This is a genomic window from Streptomyces alboniger, from assembly GCF_008704395.1.
GTDB lineage: Bacteria > Actinomycetota > Actinomycetes > Streptomycetales > Streptomycetaceae > Streptomyces > Streptomyces alboniger.
Map to the genome: position 1 here is coordinate 5,668,161 of NZ_CP023695.1, position 12,178 is coordinate 5,680,338.

12 protein-coding genes are annotated in these 12,178 nt (G+C 71.7%); 7 read left to right on the forward strand and 5 right to left on the reverse strand.

Translation table 11 applies throughout. The annotated features are described in order from the left end of the window. Window positions 1-58: 58 nt before the first annotated feature. The gene (locus CP975_RS25430; RefSeq protein WP_150477378.1) at window positions 59-2,968 is read right to left on the reverse strand and encodes a P-loop NTPase fold protein; all 2,910 of its coding nucleotides are present in this window, start codon (window positions 2,966-2,968) and stop codon (window positions 59-61) included. A gap of 217 nt (window positions 2,969-3,185) precedes the next feature. Between CP975_RS25430 and CP975_RS25435 the strand changes: the two genes are divergently transcribed. The 6 genes from CP975_RS25435 to CP975_RS25460 all read left to right on the forward strand — a co-directional run bounded on the left by CP975_RS25435 (window position 3,186) and on the right by CP975_RS25460 (window position 9,020). Next, window positions 3,186-3,740 (forward strand): Arc family DNA-binding protein, encoded by a 555-nt coding sequence (locus tag CP975_RS25435; protein WP_150477379.1) that lies wholly within the window; start codon window positions 3,186-3,188, stop codon window positions 3,738-3,740. 90 nt (window positions 3,741-3,830) lie between these two features. Further along, on the forward strand, window positions 3,831-4,688 hold the full coding sequence (locus CP975_RS25440) for a DUF4097 family beta strand repeat-containing protein (RefSeq protein WP_055536256.1): 858 nt from the start codon (window positions 3,831-3,833) through the stop codon (window positions 4,686-4,688). Between the two features lie 375 nt (window positions 4,689-5,063). Next, window positions 5,064-6,047, forward strand: coding sequence for an ATP-binding cassette domain-containing protein (locus CP975_RS25445; protein ID WP_150477380.1), 984 nt, complete (start codon window positions 5,064-5,066; stop codon window positions 6,045-6,047). Beyond that, window positions 6,044-6,889 carry an ABC transporter permease gene (locus tag CP975_RS25450; protein WP_070321293.1) on the forward strand — a complete coding sequence of 282 codons (846 nt, stop codon included), beginning with the start codon at window positions 6,044-6,046 and terminating at the stop codon, window positions 6,887-6,889. Before CP975_RS25445 ends, CP975_RS25450 begins: the two co-directional genes overlap by 4 nt. Before the next feature lie 321 nt (window positions 6,890-7,210). Further along, a complete protein-coding gene (locus CP975_RS25455; protein ID WP_150477381.1) occupies window positions 7,211-8,803 on the forward strand; it encodes an acyl-CoA carboxylase subunit beta in 1,593 nt (530 codons plus the stop codon). A 22-nt stretch (window positions 8,804-8,825) separates the two neighbouring features. Beyond that, window positions 8,826-9,020, forward strand: coding sequence for an acyl-CoA carboxylase subunit epsilon (locus tag CP975_RS25460; protein ID WP_030787407.1), 195 nt, complete (start codon window positions 8,826-8,828; stop codon window positions 9,018-9,020). A gap of 91 nt (window positions 9,021-9,111) precedes the next feature. On the opposite strand, the gene CP975_RS25465 is transcribed toward CP975_RS25460, so the two are convergent. Next, a complete protein-coding gene (locus CP975_RS25465) occupies window positions 9,112-9,996 on the reverse strand; it encodes a LysR family transcriptional regulator (RefSeq protein WP_055526907.1) in 885 nt (294 codons plus the stop codon). A gap of 104 nt (window positions 9,997-10,100) precedes the next feature. Between CP975_RS25465 and CP975_RS25470 the strand changes: the two genes are divergently transcribed. Further along, a complete protein-coding gene (locus CP975_RS25470) occupies window positions 10,101-10,490 on the forward strand; it encodes a tautomerase family protein (RefSeq protein WP_055526899.1) in 390 nt (129 codons plus the stop codon). Window positions 10,491-10,514: 24 nt separating this feature from the next. Here the strand turns inward: CP975_RS25470 and CP975_RS25475 are convergent, their stop codons facing one another. The 3 genes from CP975_RS25475 to CP975_RS25485 form a co-directional block, all read right to left on the reverse strand. Further along, entirely contained in the window at window positions 10,515-11,099 is a 585-nt protein-coding gene (locus tag CP975_RS25475) for a GTP-binding protein (protein ID WP_030361923.1), read from the reverse strand. Next, window positions 11,080-11,667: a DUF742 domain-containing protein gene (locus CP975_RS25480; protein WP_063756250.1), complete on the reverse strand. Its 588-nt coding sequence runs from the start codon at window positions 11,665-11,667 to the stop codon at window positions 11,080-11,082. The genes CP975_RS25475 and CP975_RS25480 overlap by 20 nt, the downstream gene beginning before the upstream one ends. Window positions 11,668-11,762: 95 nt before the next feature. Then, a complete protein-coding gene (locus CP975_RS25485; protein ID WP_030787419.1) occupies window positions 11,763-12,176 on the reverse strand; it encodes a roadblock/LC7 domain-containing protein in 414 nt (137 codons plus the stop codon). Window positions 12,177-12,178 lie beyond the last annotated feature (2 nt).

Here is a 12,178-nt window from a genome sequence, read left to right on the forward strand (position 1 = left end):
TGTGTCTCTTCGGTTACTCGAAGTCTCGGCGGCTCGGCGGCTCGGCGGGTTCGGTGACTCAGAGGACGTGGTGGCCGTGCGGCGACCGGCAGCGCCCGTGCCCGCTCCCCGGTGGCGCCTGCCGGGGTACGAGCCCCGCCGTCGGGGGTGGCGACGGCAGGTCCCAGGCCTGCCGGATGTCATCGACCAGGGCCCGCGCGCTGTACGGCGACACCCCCAGCTCCCGCCGCGCCTCGGCGAGCAGCTCCGGGTCGCCGTCCGCGCCCCGCTCGGCGGCCTCGGTCCCGCGCCGCGCGAAGTCCGCGCCGCCGAAGATGTCCAGCAGGGTGAGTGAGAAGTACGCGTAGGCCGCGGCCTCGTCGATAAGCGTCCGCGCGTCTCCCGGCAGCGTCTCGGTACCGGGCTCGGGGCCGGCCACGGCCCCCGTTCCGGGGGAGGAGTCCCGGGCGCCAGGGACAGCCAGCGCGAAGTGCTCCAGCGCCTGGCGCACCTCCTGTTCGCGGCACGCGCAGGCGGTGCGCAGACGGCTGTCCAGGCTCCGGAACGAGCCGAGCACCACACTGGTCGTGGGCGTCCAGTGCTGTTTGGCCAGCAGGGTCCGGAACCCGGAGAGGGTGTGGGCCAACTCCTCCAGGATCACCGAACGCGCGATGTCGGCGAGCTTGATGTGCGAGGTCGCCTGCCGCACCTCCAGCAGGCGCCGTCCGTAGCGGATCAGGTCCCTGGGCAGGCCGCCGGAGAGCGCGTGGGCGAGCAGGACGTACGGGTCGGAGATGCCGGGCGCCCGCTTCCTGAGGATCGCCGCCGACTCGTCGAGCACGGCCGGGCGTACGTGGACGACGTCGTCCAGCGAGCTGTCGGTGACGTCGCGGTGCGGGAGGCCGCGTCGTACGAAGGCGGCGCCGACGTCCTCCGCGACCGAGATCAGGTAATGGACGTGCGGCACTCCGAGGATCGCCTTGATCTCGCCGAGGAAGGCCAGTGCCTGCGCGTCCGTGCCCAGGCGGTCCACCTCGTCGATGGCGATCACGACGCGCCGCCCGCGCTCGTCCGCCTCCGCGGCGATCTTGGTCAGCAGCGCGCGGAAGTCGGCCACCAGGGCCGGGTAGTTGGGCGGGACGGTGGACAGTGACGTGGTGTGCTGCGTGCCCAGGGTCAGCAGCTGGGTGGCGCCCGAGGTCACGGCGGCGGAGGAGCTCTGCACGGTCTGTAGCTGGTAGAGGTGGTTGCGGCAGGCGGTGACGAGTTCCGGCTCGGTCCGCAGGAGCGGCCGCCGCCTGTAGAGGGCTCGGCCGAGGAGCGCGCCGGCGAGGGGCGCGCACACCCGTATCGGATTCTCGCTGTCGGTGACCAGGGGCCGGGTCGAGTCGCCCCATGCGAGGAGCGCGAGGGCCACGAAGGGCAGGACCTTGACGGGCGGGCCGAACAAGCGCTCCCGGGGCACCTGCCAGGGGCCGATCCGGACGTCGGGCATGCTCCAGTCGTCCTGTACCAGGCACCACAGCCAGGTTGCGATGAGCGGGCCGAACCACAGGGCCGTGCCGTGGTCGAACAGGAGCACCGAGTGGCGCCGGATGTCGGGGTCGAGTGCGAGGGAGAGGTAGGGCCCGACGTTCAGGGCGATGACGCAGAGGCCGGACAGGGCCCGCCCGCCCCGTCCGAGAAGCCACGAGGCGGACCGCGACGCGCGCAGGACCCACAGGAAGAGCCCCGCGAAGGTGAGGGCGAGGGCGGCCTCCGGTTCCCGGCCGCTCACCAGGTCGTGCCCGAACGCCATGGCCTCGTCGGTCAGTTCCGCCGTACGACGTCCTATGCCGGGGCCGTGCTCGGCCCCCAGGGTCCGCACCGTGGCGAAGAGGCCGAGGGTGAGGAGGGCCGCGGCGGGCAGGGCCCGGCAGAGCCCGCGGAACAGGCGCCGCAAGGGGCGTGCGAGGCGGCGCAGGGCCCGGTGCAGATGAGGGAGCCGGACGAACTGGGGTACTTCGTAACCCTGCTCACGGAGGTGCTTTCGGCATACCTGCACGAACAGGTCCGCCAGGAAGTCGTGCGGTGCGTAGGTCGCGGGTGCCTGACTGAAGACGCAGAAGTCCCGCCCGTGCACGCTGCTGCGCATCAGGGTCGTCTTGCCCACGCCGCGCGGTCCGCTCACGGCGATCGTGCCGCCGTCCAACTGGTCCATCTTGCGGGCGAGTTCGGCCGCCGGGCCGTGGGCGACCACGTAACCCGCCTTGTGCGGGGAGCGCAGCCCCTCGTGGCTGTCGGGCGCGAGGAGGGTGCCGCCCTCCTCGCCGATCAACTCCTCGACGGCCTGCGCCGCCCACTCGCCGAGGCCGTTGCGGTGCAGCTCCTTGATCCACAGCCGGGCCCAGGCCTCGGTCAGCAGCCAGAGCGCGGCGCCCCAGGGGGCGAGCGCGAGGGTGAGCGCCCAACGGCCCGCCACGTCCCATGGGTTGGCGCCGGTCAGTGCGACGACGAGGCGCAGCACACCGAACGCGGCCACGACGACGAGGGTGACGGCGAGGGCGATTCCGAAGGGCACGATCAGCGCGTAGAGCCAGGGAACACCGGAGAGGACGGCGACGGCGAAGGCGAGGGCGGGCAGGACCACTGCCGCGCTCGGGAGCCCCCCGACGTCGAGGGAGAGGGGCCGGCTCGGGGGAAGGTCGGGAGGGAGGGCCCGATAGCGGTCCAGCAGGTGCGACAGTTTGCGGTGTACCAAGTGGTGATGCCTGGTCACCACGCTGCCGCGGAGGGCGGACTCGACGTAACGGCGCGAACTCATGAGGGTTGACGCGTCGCCCATGGAGACGGCGGGGCTGTGTTCGATCAGCCCCGCGAGGCGGGGGCGTTTGAGACAGGCCATGACGGCCCGCCCGTACGCGACTCTTTCGCCTCTGCTCGCCCAGGGGTGAGGGTCGCTCGGCTGGTCGGGCCCCTGGTCGCTCCCGGGGCGCGGGCTGCTCGGCATCTGGGGATGCTACCGGCGGGGGCGCGGGTTCCGGGGTCGACCTGTGGGTCTGTGACAAGAGGGGCGGTGCCATGTGGCGCCATAGCAGTGCCACGACGTTGCCAAAAAGTGTGCCAGCGGTGCTGACCTGCGAAAATAGGCCGCACGCATGCTGCTGGGCAAGGGTGTGGCGCCCTCGATGCTTGCAATGGCGCCATGATGGTGCCACTATGGCGTCATGAACCTCACGCAGTACGTCGACCACCTCCGGCAGGAGCTGGCGGTCGCCGCCGAAGCCGGTGGCGAGGAGGCCCGCGCCCTCGCCGAGCGCCTCACCGCCCCGCTGGAGTCCGCGGCCCGGCTCACCTTGCTGAACGCTCTCTCCGCCGCCGCGGAGGAGATCACCAGCGAACTCGCGCCGGGCTCGGTCGATCTGCGACTGCGCGGCCTCGACCCCGAGTTCGTGGTGACGCCGCCGCCCGCGGGAGACGCGTTCGACGCCCAGGCGGAGTACGCGGCCCTCATGGCGCCGACACCGCCGCCGCCCCCCGCGCCGCCCGCCCAGGACGCACCGGACGACGGCGGCACGGCCCGTATCAACCTGCGCCTCCCGGCCCACGTCAAGGCCCGCGTCGAAGAGGCTGCGAACCGCGACGGCCTCTCGGTCAACGCCTGGCTCGTCCGCGCGGTCTCCGCCGCCCTGGACCAGCCGGGCGGCGGCAGGCCCGGCGGGAGCGCCGGCCGGCGCGAAGCCCCGGGCTTCGGCGGCGGTTACACGGGCTGGGTGCGCTGACCGACCCTCACGAGGGCCGCGCCCGACAGGACGTCAGGTACCGACAACACCGAGCCCGAGGGCTCGTCGAGCCACTAGGACGGGACAGCCATGCCTGCTTTCGACACCGCCAAGACCTTCGACACCCCCAAGCCCATCACCGCCACCGTCGGCTTCGAGGTCGGGACCCTCCGCGTCGTCGCGGGGGACGGCACCGCGACGGTCGTCGACGTACGCCCCGGGAGCGAGATCCGGGACGAGGACGTCAAGGCCGCGGAGCGCACCCGCGTCGAGTTCGCGAACGGCTCGTTGCTGGTCAAGGGCCCCAAGAACCGTTCCCCGTTCCGTAAGGGCCCGGCGCTCGACGTCCGGATCACGCTGCCTGCCGGTTCCGAATTGCGGGTCGACACCCAGCTGGTGCACGTCACCACGGAGGGCAGGCTCGGCGACTGCGAGATCAAGACGGCGGTGGGTGACCTCCAGATCGAGCAGACGGCCGGCGTCCGGCTGACCACCGGCTACGGAGAGATCTCCCTGGGGCGTGCGAACGGCCCGGCCGATGTCATCACCGGGTCCGGCGGCGTCCGGCTCGGCGAGGTCACGGGCAAGGTGACGGTCAAGAACTCCAACGGCGCCACGGACATCGGGGCGGTTGAGGGCGACCTGTCGGCGAAGGCGTCGAACGGATCCGTCACCGTCGGCCGCGCCGAGGCGGACATCACGCTCAGGAGTGCCAACGGCGCCCTGCGAGTGGGCGAGTTGGCGCGCGGCACGACCGTCCTGGAAACGGCCGCGGGCCCGATCGAGGTCGGCATCCGGCACGGCACGGCGGCCTGGCTCGACGTACGGACGCGCGCGGGCTCGGTGCGGCAGCCGCTGGAGGAGTCCGAGGCGCCGCCCGCGTCCGTGGACACGGTCAAGGTGCGGGCTCGTACGGCCCTGGGTGACATCACCATCCACCGGGCCTGACCCCACCATTGCCTCACCGGGGCCCGAAGCGGGCCCCGCCGTCCCTCCAGGCGAACGCATGCGGGGCCCGACGCCCGGAATCGGCCTCGCCCCGGCCTCCCCGCCCCGGCCTCGCAGCCCCCGGGCTCCCTGCCCCTGGCCAGGCCCTCGCCCGTCCCCGCAAGGCGCCCCGCCGCGGCCGACTGCCCTGGGCGGCCCTCCGGTCACCGCCGCCAGGCGCCCCGATCACAGGCGCCCAGGCGCTCGCCCCGCTCGAAGAGGCGCTGCACGCCCTCAGCCCGGGCCGGCCCGCCTCTCCCGAAGGGCCCGCCGCCCTTTCACACCCAGACATTCGAACGTATGCCCGATTCTGCGACCCATGAAAGAAGGGCCCCCATGACCACCCCCCTCCAGCCGCTCCCGCCCCCGACGGGCATCCCCGCGGCGATCACCGCCACCGGCCTGCGGAAGTCATTCGGCCAGAAGACCGTCCTCGACGGGATCGACCTGCACATCCCCAAGGGCTCGATCTTCTCCCTGCTCGGGCCCAACGGGGCCGGCAAGACCACCGCCGTGCAGATCCTCTCGACGCTGATCGACCCGGACGGGGGCGAGGTGCGCGTCGCGGGGCACGACCTGGTGCGCGACCCCGCGGCGGTCCGCGCCGCGATCGGTGTCACCGGACAGTTCTCCGCCGTGGACAACCTCCTGACCGGCGAGGAGAACCTGCTGCTGATGGCGGACCTCTACGGCTACCGCACCCGCCAGGCCCGGCACCTGGCCGCCGATCTGGTCGAGCGGTTCGACCTCGTGGAGGCGGCGAAGAGGCCCGCGGCGACGTACTCCGGCGGCATGCGCCGCCGCCTCGACATCGCGATGACCCTGGTCGGCAACCCGAGCATCATCTTCCTCGACGAACCCACCACCGGCCTCGACCCCCGCAGTCGCCACGGAATGTGGGAGCTGGTCCGCGAACTCGTCGGCGACGGCGTCACCGTCTTCCTGACCACGCAGTACCTGGAAGAGGCCGATCAACTCGCCGACCGCATCGCGGTGCTGAGCGGCGGCAAGCTCGTCGCCGAGGGCACCCCCGCCCAGCTCAAGCGCCTCGTCCCCGGCGGCCACGTCGTGCTGCGCTTCGCCGACGCCGCAGGCCTGGACCGCGCCGCCCGCGCCCTCGGCATCGGCACCCGCGACGACGACTCCCTCACCCTCCAGGTCCCCGGCGACGGCAGCGTGAAGTCCGTGAAGGCGCTGCTCGACTGGGTCGAGGCCACGGAGACCGAGGTCGAAGGACTCACCATCGACACCCCCGACCTGGACGACGTCTTCTTCGCCGTCACCGGCCGCCCCGACAACGAGAAAGTGACGACCCGATGAGCGCCTCCGCCCCCACCGCCTCCACCGGGACCCCGGCCGTCACCCGCTCGCACAGGCCCGTCCCGCCCTCGTCGCTGCGCAACTCCCTGACCATGCTGCGCCGCAACCTCAAGCACGCCCGCCGCTACCCGGCCATGACGATCAGCCTGGTGAGCATGCCCATCGCCATGCTGCTGCTCTTCAACTACGTCTTCGGCGGCACGATGTCCGCCGGCATGGGCGGCGGCGGGGCCCACGACTACATCGACTACCTCGTCCCCGGCATCCTCCTGATGGGGGTCGGCGGGGGCGTCCTGCCCACCACGGTCGGCGTCTGCATCGACATGACCGAAGGCATCGTGGCCCGCTTCCGGACCATGCCGATCAACGGCTCCTCGGTCCTGACGGGGCGCGCCGTCGGCGCCGTCATCCAGACGCTGGCCAGCACTGTCCTCGTCGTCGGGGTCGCGTTCCTCGTCGGCTTCCGCTCCGGCGCCGAACCCGTCGAGTGGGCCGCCGCCGCCGGGCTCCTCGCCCTGATGTGCCTCGCCCTCACCTGGCTCGCGGTCGCGCTCGGCCAGCTGGTCAAGGCCCCGGAGGCGGCGAGCAGCGTCGCCCTGCCCTTCTCCTTCCTGCTGCCCTTCCTCAGCAGCGCGTTCGTGCCGCTCGACTCGATGCCGGACTGGCTGCGCCACTTCGCCGAGTGGCAGCCCTACACCGCCTTCATCGAGACCCTGCGCGGGCTGCTCCTCGGCGACGAGATCGGCAAGTTCGGGCCGCTGGCCGTCGGCTGGGGCGTAGCGATCGTCATCGTCGGGTTCCTGTGGTCGCGGTCCCTGTTCAACCGCGGCGCCACCCGCTGAGGCGTCGGCCTGGCCTTGGCCCGGACACCCTCGTACGTTGTCGGCCCTCGCCAATGCGGGGGCCGACAGCGTTACGGTGCACGGGCCGCCCGCACAGGGCTGGGGCGCGTCACCGGTGTGAGACGTCTCTCGCCGGGCGCCGACCCCCTGCGAGCGCCCTTGTGGGGCCCTTTTTGTGGAAACCCTACAGATGACGCCGGTCGGAACAGTCACTTCTTCAGCAACCCCGCCCTCTTCTGTTCGGGGCTGCCAGGAAAACGGCCCGGAGACTGTACAGAGTCGACGGTCCGTTTCCCCGGGGCCCCTCCGTAAGGTCGCTACATGACCGTTTTGGACGAGACCGCCTCCACCGAGGGCGAGCCCACCGACGCGCGCGGACGGGTGGCCGAACTGCACGAGATCCGTGCGCAGGCGCTGCGCGGGCCCAGCGAGAAGGCGACCGAGGCGCAGCACGCCAAGGGCAAGCTGACCGCACGCGAGCGGATCGAACTGCTCCTCGACCCGGGATCGTTCAAAGAGGTCGAGCAGCTGCGCAGGCACCGCGCCACGGGCTTCGGCCTGGAGGCCAAGAAGCCGTACACGGACGGTGTCATCACCGGTTGGGGCACGGTCGAGGGCCGTACGGTCTTCGTCTACGCGCACGACTTCCGGATCTTCGGCGGTGCGCTGGGTGAGGCGCACGCCACGAAGATCCACAAGATCATGGACATGGCCATCGCGGCCGGTGCTCCGCTGGTCTCGCTGAACGACGGCGCGGGGGCCCGCATCCAGGAAGGCGTCTCCGCGCTCGCGGGCTATGGTGGGATCTTCCAGCGCAACACCAAGGCCTCGGGCGTCATCCCGCAGATCAGTGTGATGCTGGGCCCGTGCGCGGGCGGCGCGGCCTATTCGCCCGCGCTGACGGACTTCGTGTTCATGGTCCGTGAGACCTCGCAGATGTTCATCACGGGGCCTGACGTGGTCCGCGCGGTGACCGGCGAGGAGATCACGCAGAACGGCCTGGGCGGCGCCGATGTCCACGCCGAGACGTCGGGCGTCGCGCACTTCGCGTACGACGACGAGGAGACCTGCCTCGCCGAGGTCCGGTACCTCATCGCGATGCTGCCCTCCAACAACCGCGAGAACCCGCCGACGCACGAGTCCGACGACCCGGCCGACCGACGCTCGGACGTGCTGCTCGACCTGGTTCCGGCCGACGGCAACCGCCCGTACGACATGGCCAAGGTCATCGAGGAGATCGTCGACGACGGTGATTTCCTGGAGGTCCACGAGCGGTGGGCGCGGAACATCATCTGTGCCCTGGCCCGTCTGGACGGCAAGGTGGTCGGGATCGTGGCGAACCAGCCGCAGTCCCTGGCCGGGGTGCTGGACATCGAGGCCTCCGAGAAGGCCGCCCGCTTCGTGCAGATGTGCGATGCCTTCAACATCCCCATCGTGACGCTCCTCGACGTGCCCGGCTTCCTGCCCGGCGTCGACCAGGAACACGGCGGCATCATCCGCCACGGCGCCAAACTGCTGTACGCGTACTGCAACGCCACCGTCCCGCGCATCTCACTGATCCTGCGCAAGGCCTACGGCGGCGCCTACATCGTCATGGACAGCCAGTCCATCGGCGCCGACCTCACCTACGCCTGGCCCACCAACGAGATCGCCGTGATGGGCGCCGAGGGCGCGGCCAACGTCATCTTCCGCCGCCAGATCGCCGCCGCCGAGGACCCCGAAGCCATGCGCACCCGCATGGTCAAGGAGTACAAGGCCGAACTGATGCACCCCTACTACGCCGCCGAACGCGGCCTGGTCGACGACGTCATCGACCCCGCCGAGACCCGCGAGGTCCTCATCAACTCCCTCGCGATGCTCGCCAACAAGCACGCCGACCTGCCCTCGCGCAAGCACGGCAACCCTCCGCAGTAGCCCACAAGGAGAACGCTGCAAGATGACTCCTCCCGACATTCGCGTAGAAAAGGGCCACGCCGAGCCCGAGGAAGTCGCGGCCATCACCGCGATCCTGCTGGCCCGCGCCGCCGCCCGGCCCGCCGCCGCCCCGGCCCGCCGCGGCCGCGACAAGGCCGGCTGGCGCCGCCTGGAGCGCACCCCGGGCTTCCGCGCCCCGCACAGCTGGCAGGGCTGAGACCCACTGCTTCGCAGGCCCCGCTCTCCTTCGGGAGGGCGGGGCCTTACGCGTCGGGGCTCCGGCCCCACCGCGGAGCGCTCGGCGCCGGTCAGGACGGCGCGAGGGCGCCCCCTGCCAGATACGCGGCGGCCGACTCCGCCAGCGGCCGCACCGCCGGATGCCAGGGCCGCGTGTGCGGGCCGCTCAGGACCAGGCGGCGCGCGGCCGGCGGTGTCACCGGCAGGAGGGTCAGGTCGGGCGGGATCAGCGAGCGGGAGGCCTCGGACAGGACCGTCACGCCCAGACCGGCCTGCACCATGCTGATCAGGGTGGCCAGGTCCCGCACCCGCCGCGCGGGGGTCATGCGCGCGCCCGCCAGGCGGTGCAGCTCCCGCACCCGGGCCTCACAGCCCCCGGGCGAGATCAGGAACGCGTCGTCCTCCAGGTCACGGACGTCGACGGCCGCCTCGCCCGCGAGCGGGTGGTCGCGGGGGAGCAGCGCGCGATAGCCGTCCAGGGCGAGCTGGACGCCGGGGCCGGGCGGCGGATCGACGAGGACGGCGGCGTCGGTCGTCCCGTCCTCCAGCCAGCCCGCGACCTCTCCGCTGTCGCCCTCGAAGAGCCGCACGGTGATCCGCGGCCGGTCCTCGCGCCAGTGCCGCAGCAGTCCGGGCAGCAGGCCCTGGCAGACCGTCGGGGTCGAGGCGAGCCGCACGGTGCCCGTCAGGGCCCCGGCGGCGTCGGCCGCGACCTCCTCCAGCGAGCGGACCGCCGACAACGCGGTACGGGCGTACGGCAGCACGCTCTCCCCGAGGACGGTGGCCCGGACCGGGGAGGTCCGGATCAACAGCGGGCCGCCCAGCTCGCGTTCGAGGGAGGCCACGGCGTGCGAGACCGCGGACTGGCTCATGCCGAGCCCGTCGGCCGCCGCGCTGAAACCACCCGCGTCCACGACGGCGAGAAAGGCCCTGAGCTGCGGGAAGTTCACGGTCATGCGGCGGCCTCATACCTCTATGACAGAGATGCGTTGGATCAATGGTGCCGGCGGGGGCGAGGCTTTCCCCCAGACAAGCGACAGCGACCGCACCAAGGAGAGCCATGCCGCACATCAGGGCCACCGTCACCGACCCCGACCTGCCCGCCGACGTCCGCCGCGGCCTTGCCGAGGGCCTGACCGCGCTGGCCGTCTCGGCCCTCGGCAAGTCGGGCGCGCGCACCATCGTGCACCTCGACCTGCTCCCCGCCGACCGCTACTACGTCGGCGGAGAACCGCTGACCGGCGCCGCCCGCGACGCGCACATCGAGGTCAGCATCACGGCCGGCACCAACAGCGCCGCTCAGAAGGCGGCCTTCATCACCGGCGCGGCCGCGCTCCTCACGGACCTCCTCGGCCCGCTCGCCCGAGGCGGCGTCGCCCTGCACGAGCTGCACCCCGAGAGCTACGGCTACCAGGGCGTCACCCAGTTCGACCACTACAGCCGGAACTGACAGAGGCCTGGGCAACAAAGAGCGTTAGCGGAGCCGCGCCATCAGGGCGTGCTCGACCAGCGTGATCAGCGCGCTCTTCGCGTCCGCGCGGTGTCGCGCGTCGGTGGTGATGATCGGCGTGTCCGGGCCGATCTGGAGCGCCTCGCGGACCTCGTCGGGCGTGTACGGCTGGTGGCCGTCGAAGCCGTTGAGGGCGATCACGAAGGGCAGCCCGGAGTTCTCGAAGTAGTCGACGGCGGGGAAGCAGTCGGCGAGCCGCCTCGTGTCGACCAGGACGACCGCGCCGATGGCGCCACGGACCAGGTCGTCCCACATGAACCAGAAGCGGTCCTGACCGGGCGTACCGAAGAGGTACAGGATCAGGTCCTGGTCCAGGGTGATGCGACCGAAGTCCATGGCCACCGTCGTGGTGGTCTTGTCTCCGGTGTGGGTGAGGTCGTCGATGCCCGCGGACGCGGACGTCATGACGGCCTCGGTGCGCAGCGGGTTGATCTCAGAGACCGCCCCGACGAACGTGGTCTTGCCCACGCCGAAGCCGCCCGCCACCACGATTTTCGCGCTGGTGGTGGAGCGGGCTGTTGCTCCGCCGCTAGAGCTTGCGAAGTCCACTGAGCACCCTTTCGAGCAGTGTCACGTCTGGCTGGCCGCCGGCGGACTCGTCGCCGCCGGGCTGGTGGATGGCGACGAGTCCGGCCTCCGCCAGGTCGGCTACGAGGATTCGGGCGACGCCGAGGGGGATGGAGAGCAGTGCCGAGATCTCAGCGACTGACTTGATCTCGCGGCACAGGTTGCAGATCCGCTGATGCTCGGGCAACTGGCCCTGCAACTGGTGCGGTTGCGCGGTGGTGTGCACCAGCGCCTCGATGGCGAGCTGGTAGCGCGGCCTGGTGCGGCCGCCCGTCATGGCGTACGGGCGCACCAGCGGGTTGTGCGCCGACCCGGCGGGCGACGGCTGGGGGGCGCGCCGCTGGGACTGTACGGGCTGGACGCGGGGCGCCTGCGCCGGTGTGCCCTGGTCGTAGGGGCGCGGGCCCGGCTGCTGGGGCTGCGCGTACGGCTGGCGGCGGTGGCTCGGCGCGGAGGGGAAGTTGTACCGGTTCGCGCCGTCGTGCTGACCACCCTGGCCATGACCAGGGGACCAGTTCGCCGATGACGAACCGTCTGGGGGTGTTGCCACGTTGCTTCCTCCTCCAACTGTGCCGGGCACCATCACTGTGGAGCCGCGTCCCGAAACCTTACGGCCACGGGACGCGAAATCGCACCGTCTGTCTGTTAGTTGAGAAGGCTCCCCTGGAGCTCCGCGCGCAGGTCCGGCGTGAGAACGGTGCCCGCGCGGTCGACGAGAAGTGCCATCTCGTACCCAATGAGACCGATGTCCGCATCCGGGTGGGCGAGTACGGCGAGCGAGGAGCCGTCGGAGATGGACATGATGAAGAGAAATCCTCGCTCCATCTCCACAACGGTCTGGGTCACGGAGCCGCCCTCGAAGATCCGGGAGGCCCCGGCCGTGAGGGAGGTCAGACCCGAGGCGACGGCCGCGAGCTGGTCGGCGCGGTCGCGGGGGAAGCCTTCGGACATCGCCAGAAGGAGTCCGTCGGCGGAGACCACCACCGTGTGGGACACCCCGGGGGTGTTGTCCACGAAGTTGGTGATCAACCAGTTCAGGTTCTGCGCCGCCTGGCTCATCG

Bases quoted from the DNA above. Each gene is read 5' to 3' on its own strand.
- CP975_RS25470 (WP_055526899.1), top strand. From the start codon at position 10,101: ATGCCGCACATCAGGGCCACCGTCACCGACCCCGACCTGCCCGCCGAC.
- CP975_RS25450 (WP_070321293.1), top strand. From the start codon at position 6,044: ATGAGCGCCTCCGCCCCCACCGCCTCCACCGGGACCCCGGCCGTCACC.
- CP975_RS25465 (WP_055526907.1), bottom strand. From the start codon at position 9,996: ATGACCGTGAACTTCCCGCAGCTCAGGGCCTTTCTCGCCGTCGTGGAC.
- CP975_RS25455 (WP_150477381.1), top strand. From the start codon at position 7,211: ATGACCGTTTTGGACGAGACCGCCTCCACCGAGGGCGAGCCCACCGAC.
- CP975_RS25485 (WP_030787419.1), bottom strand. From the start codon at position 12,176: ATGAGCCAGGCGGCGCAGAACCTGAACTGGTTGATCACCAACTTCGTG.
- CP975_RS25445 (WP_150477380.1), top strand. From the start codon at position 5,064: ATGACCACCCCCCTCCAGCCGCTCCCGCCCCCGACGGGCATCCCCGCG.
- CP975_RS25460 (WP_030787407.1), top strand. From the start codon at position 8,826: ATGACTCCTCCCGACATTCGCGTAGAAAAGGGCCACGCCGAGCCCGAG.
- CP975_RS25430 (WP_150477378.1), bottom strand. From the start codon at position 2,968: ATGCCGAGCAGCCCGCGCCCCGGGAGCGACCAGGGGCCCGACCAGCCG.
- CP975_RS25435 (WP_150477379.1), top strand. From the start codon at position 3,186: ATGAACCTCACGCAGTACGTCGACCACCTCCGGCAGGAGCTGGCGGTC.
- CP975_RS25440 (WP_055536256.1), top strand. From the start codon at position 3,831: ATGCCTGCTTTCGACACCGCCAAGACCTTCGACACCCCCAAGCCCATC.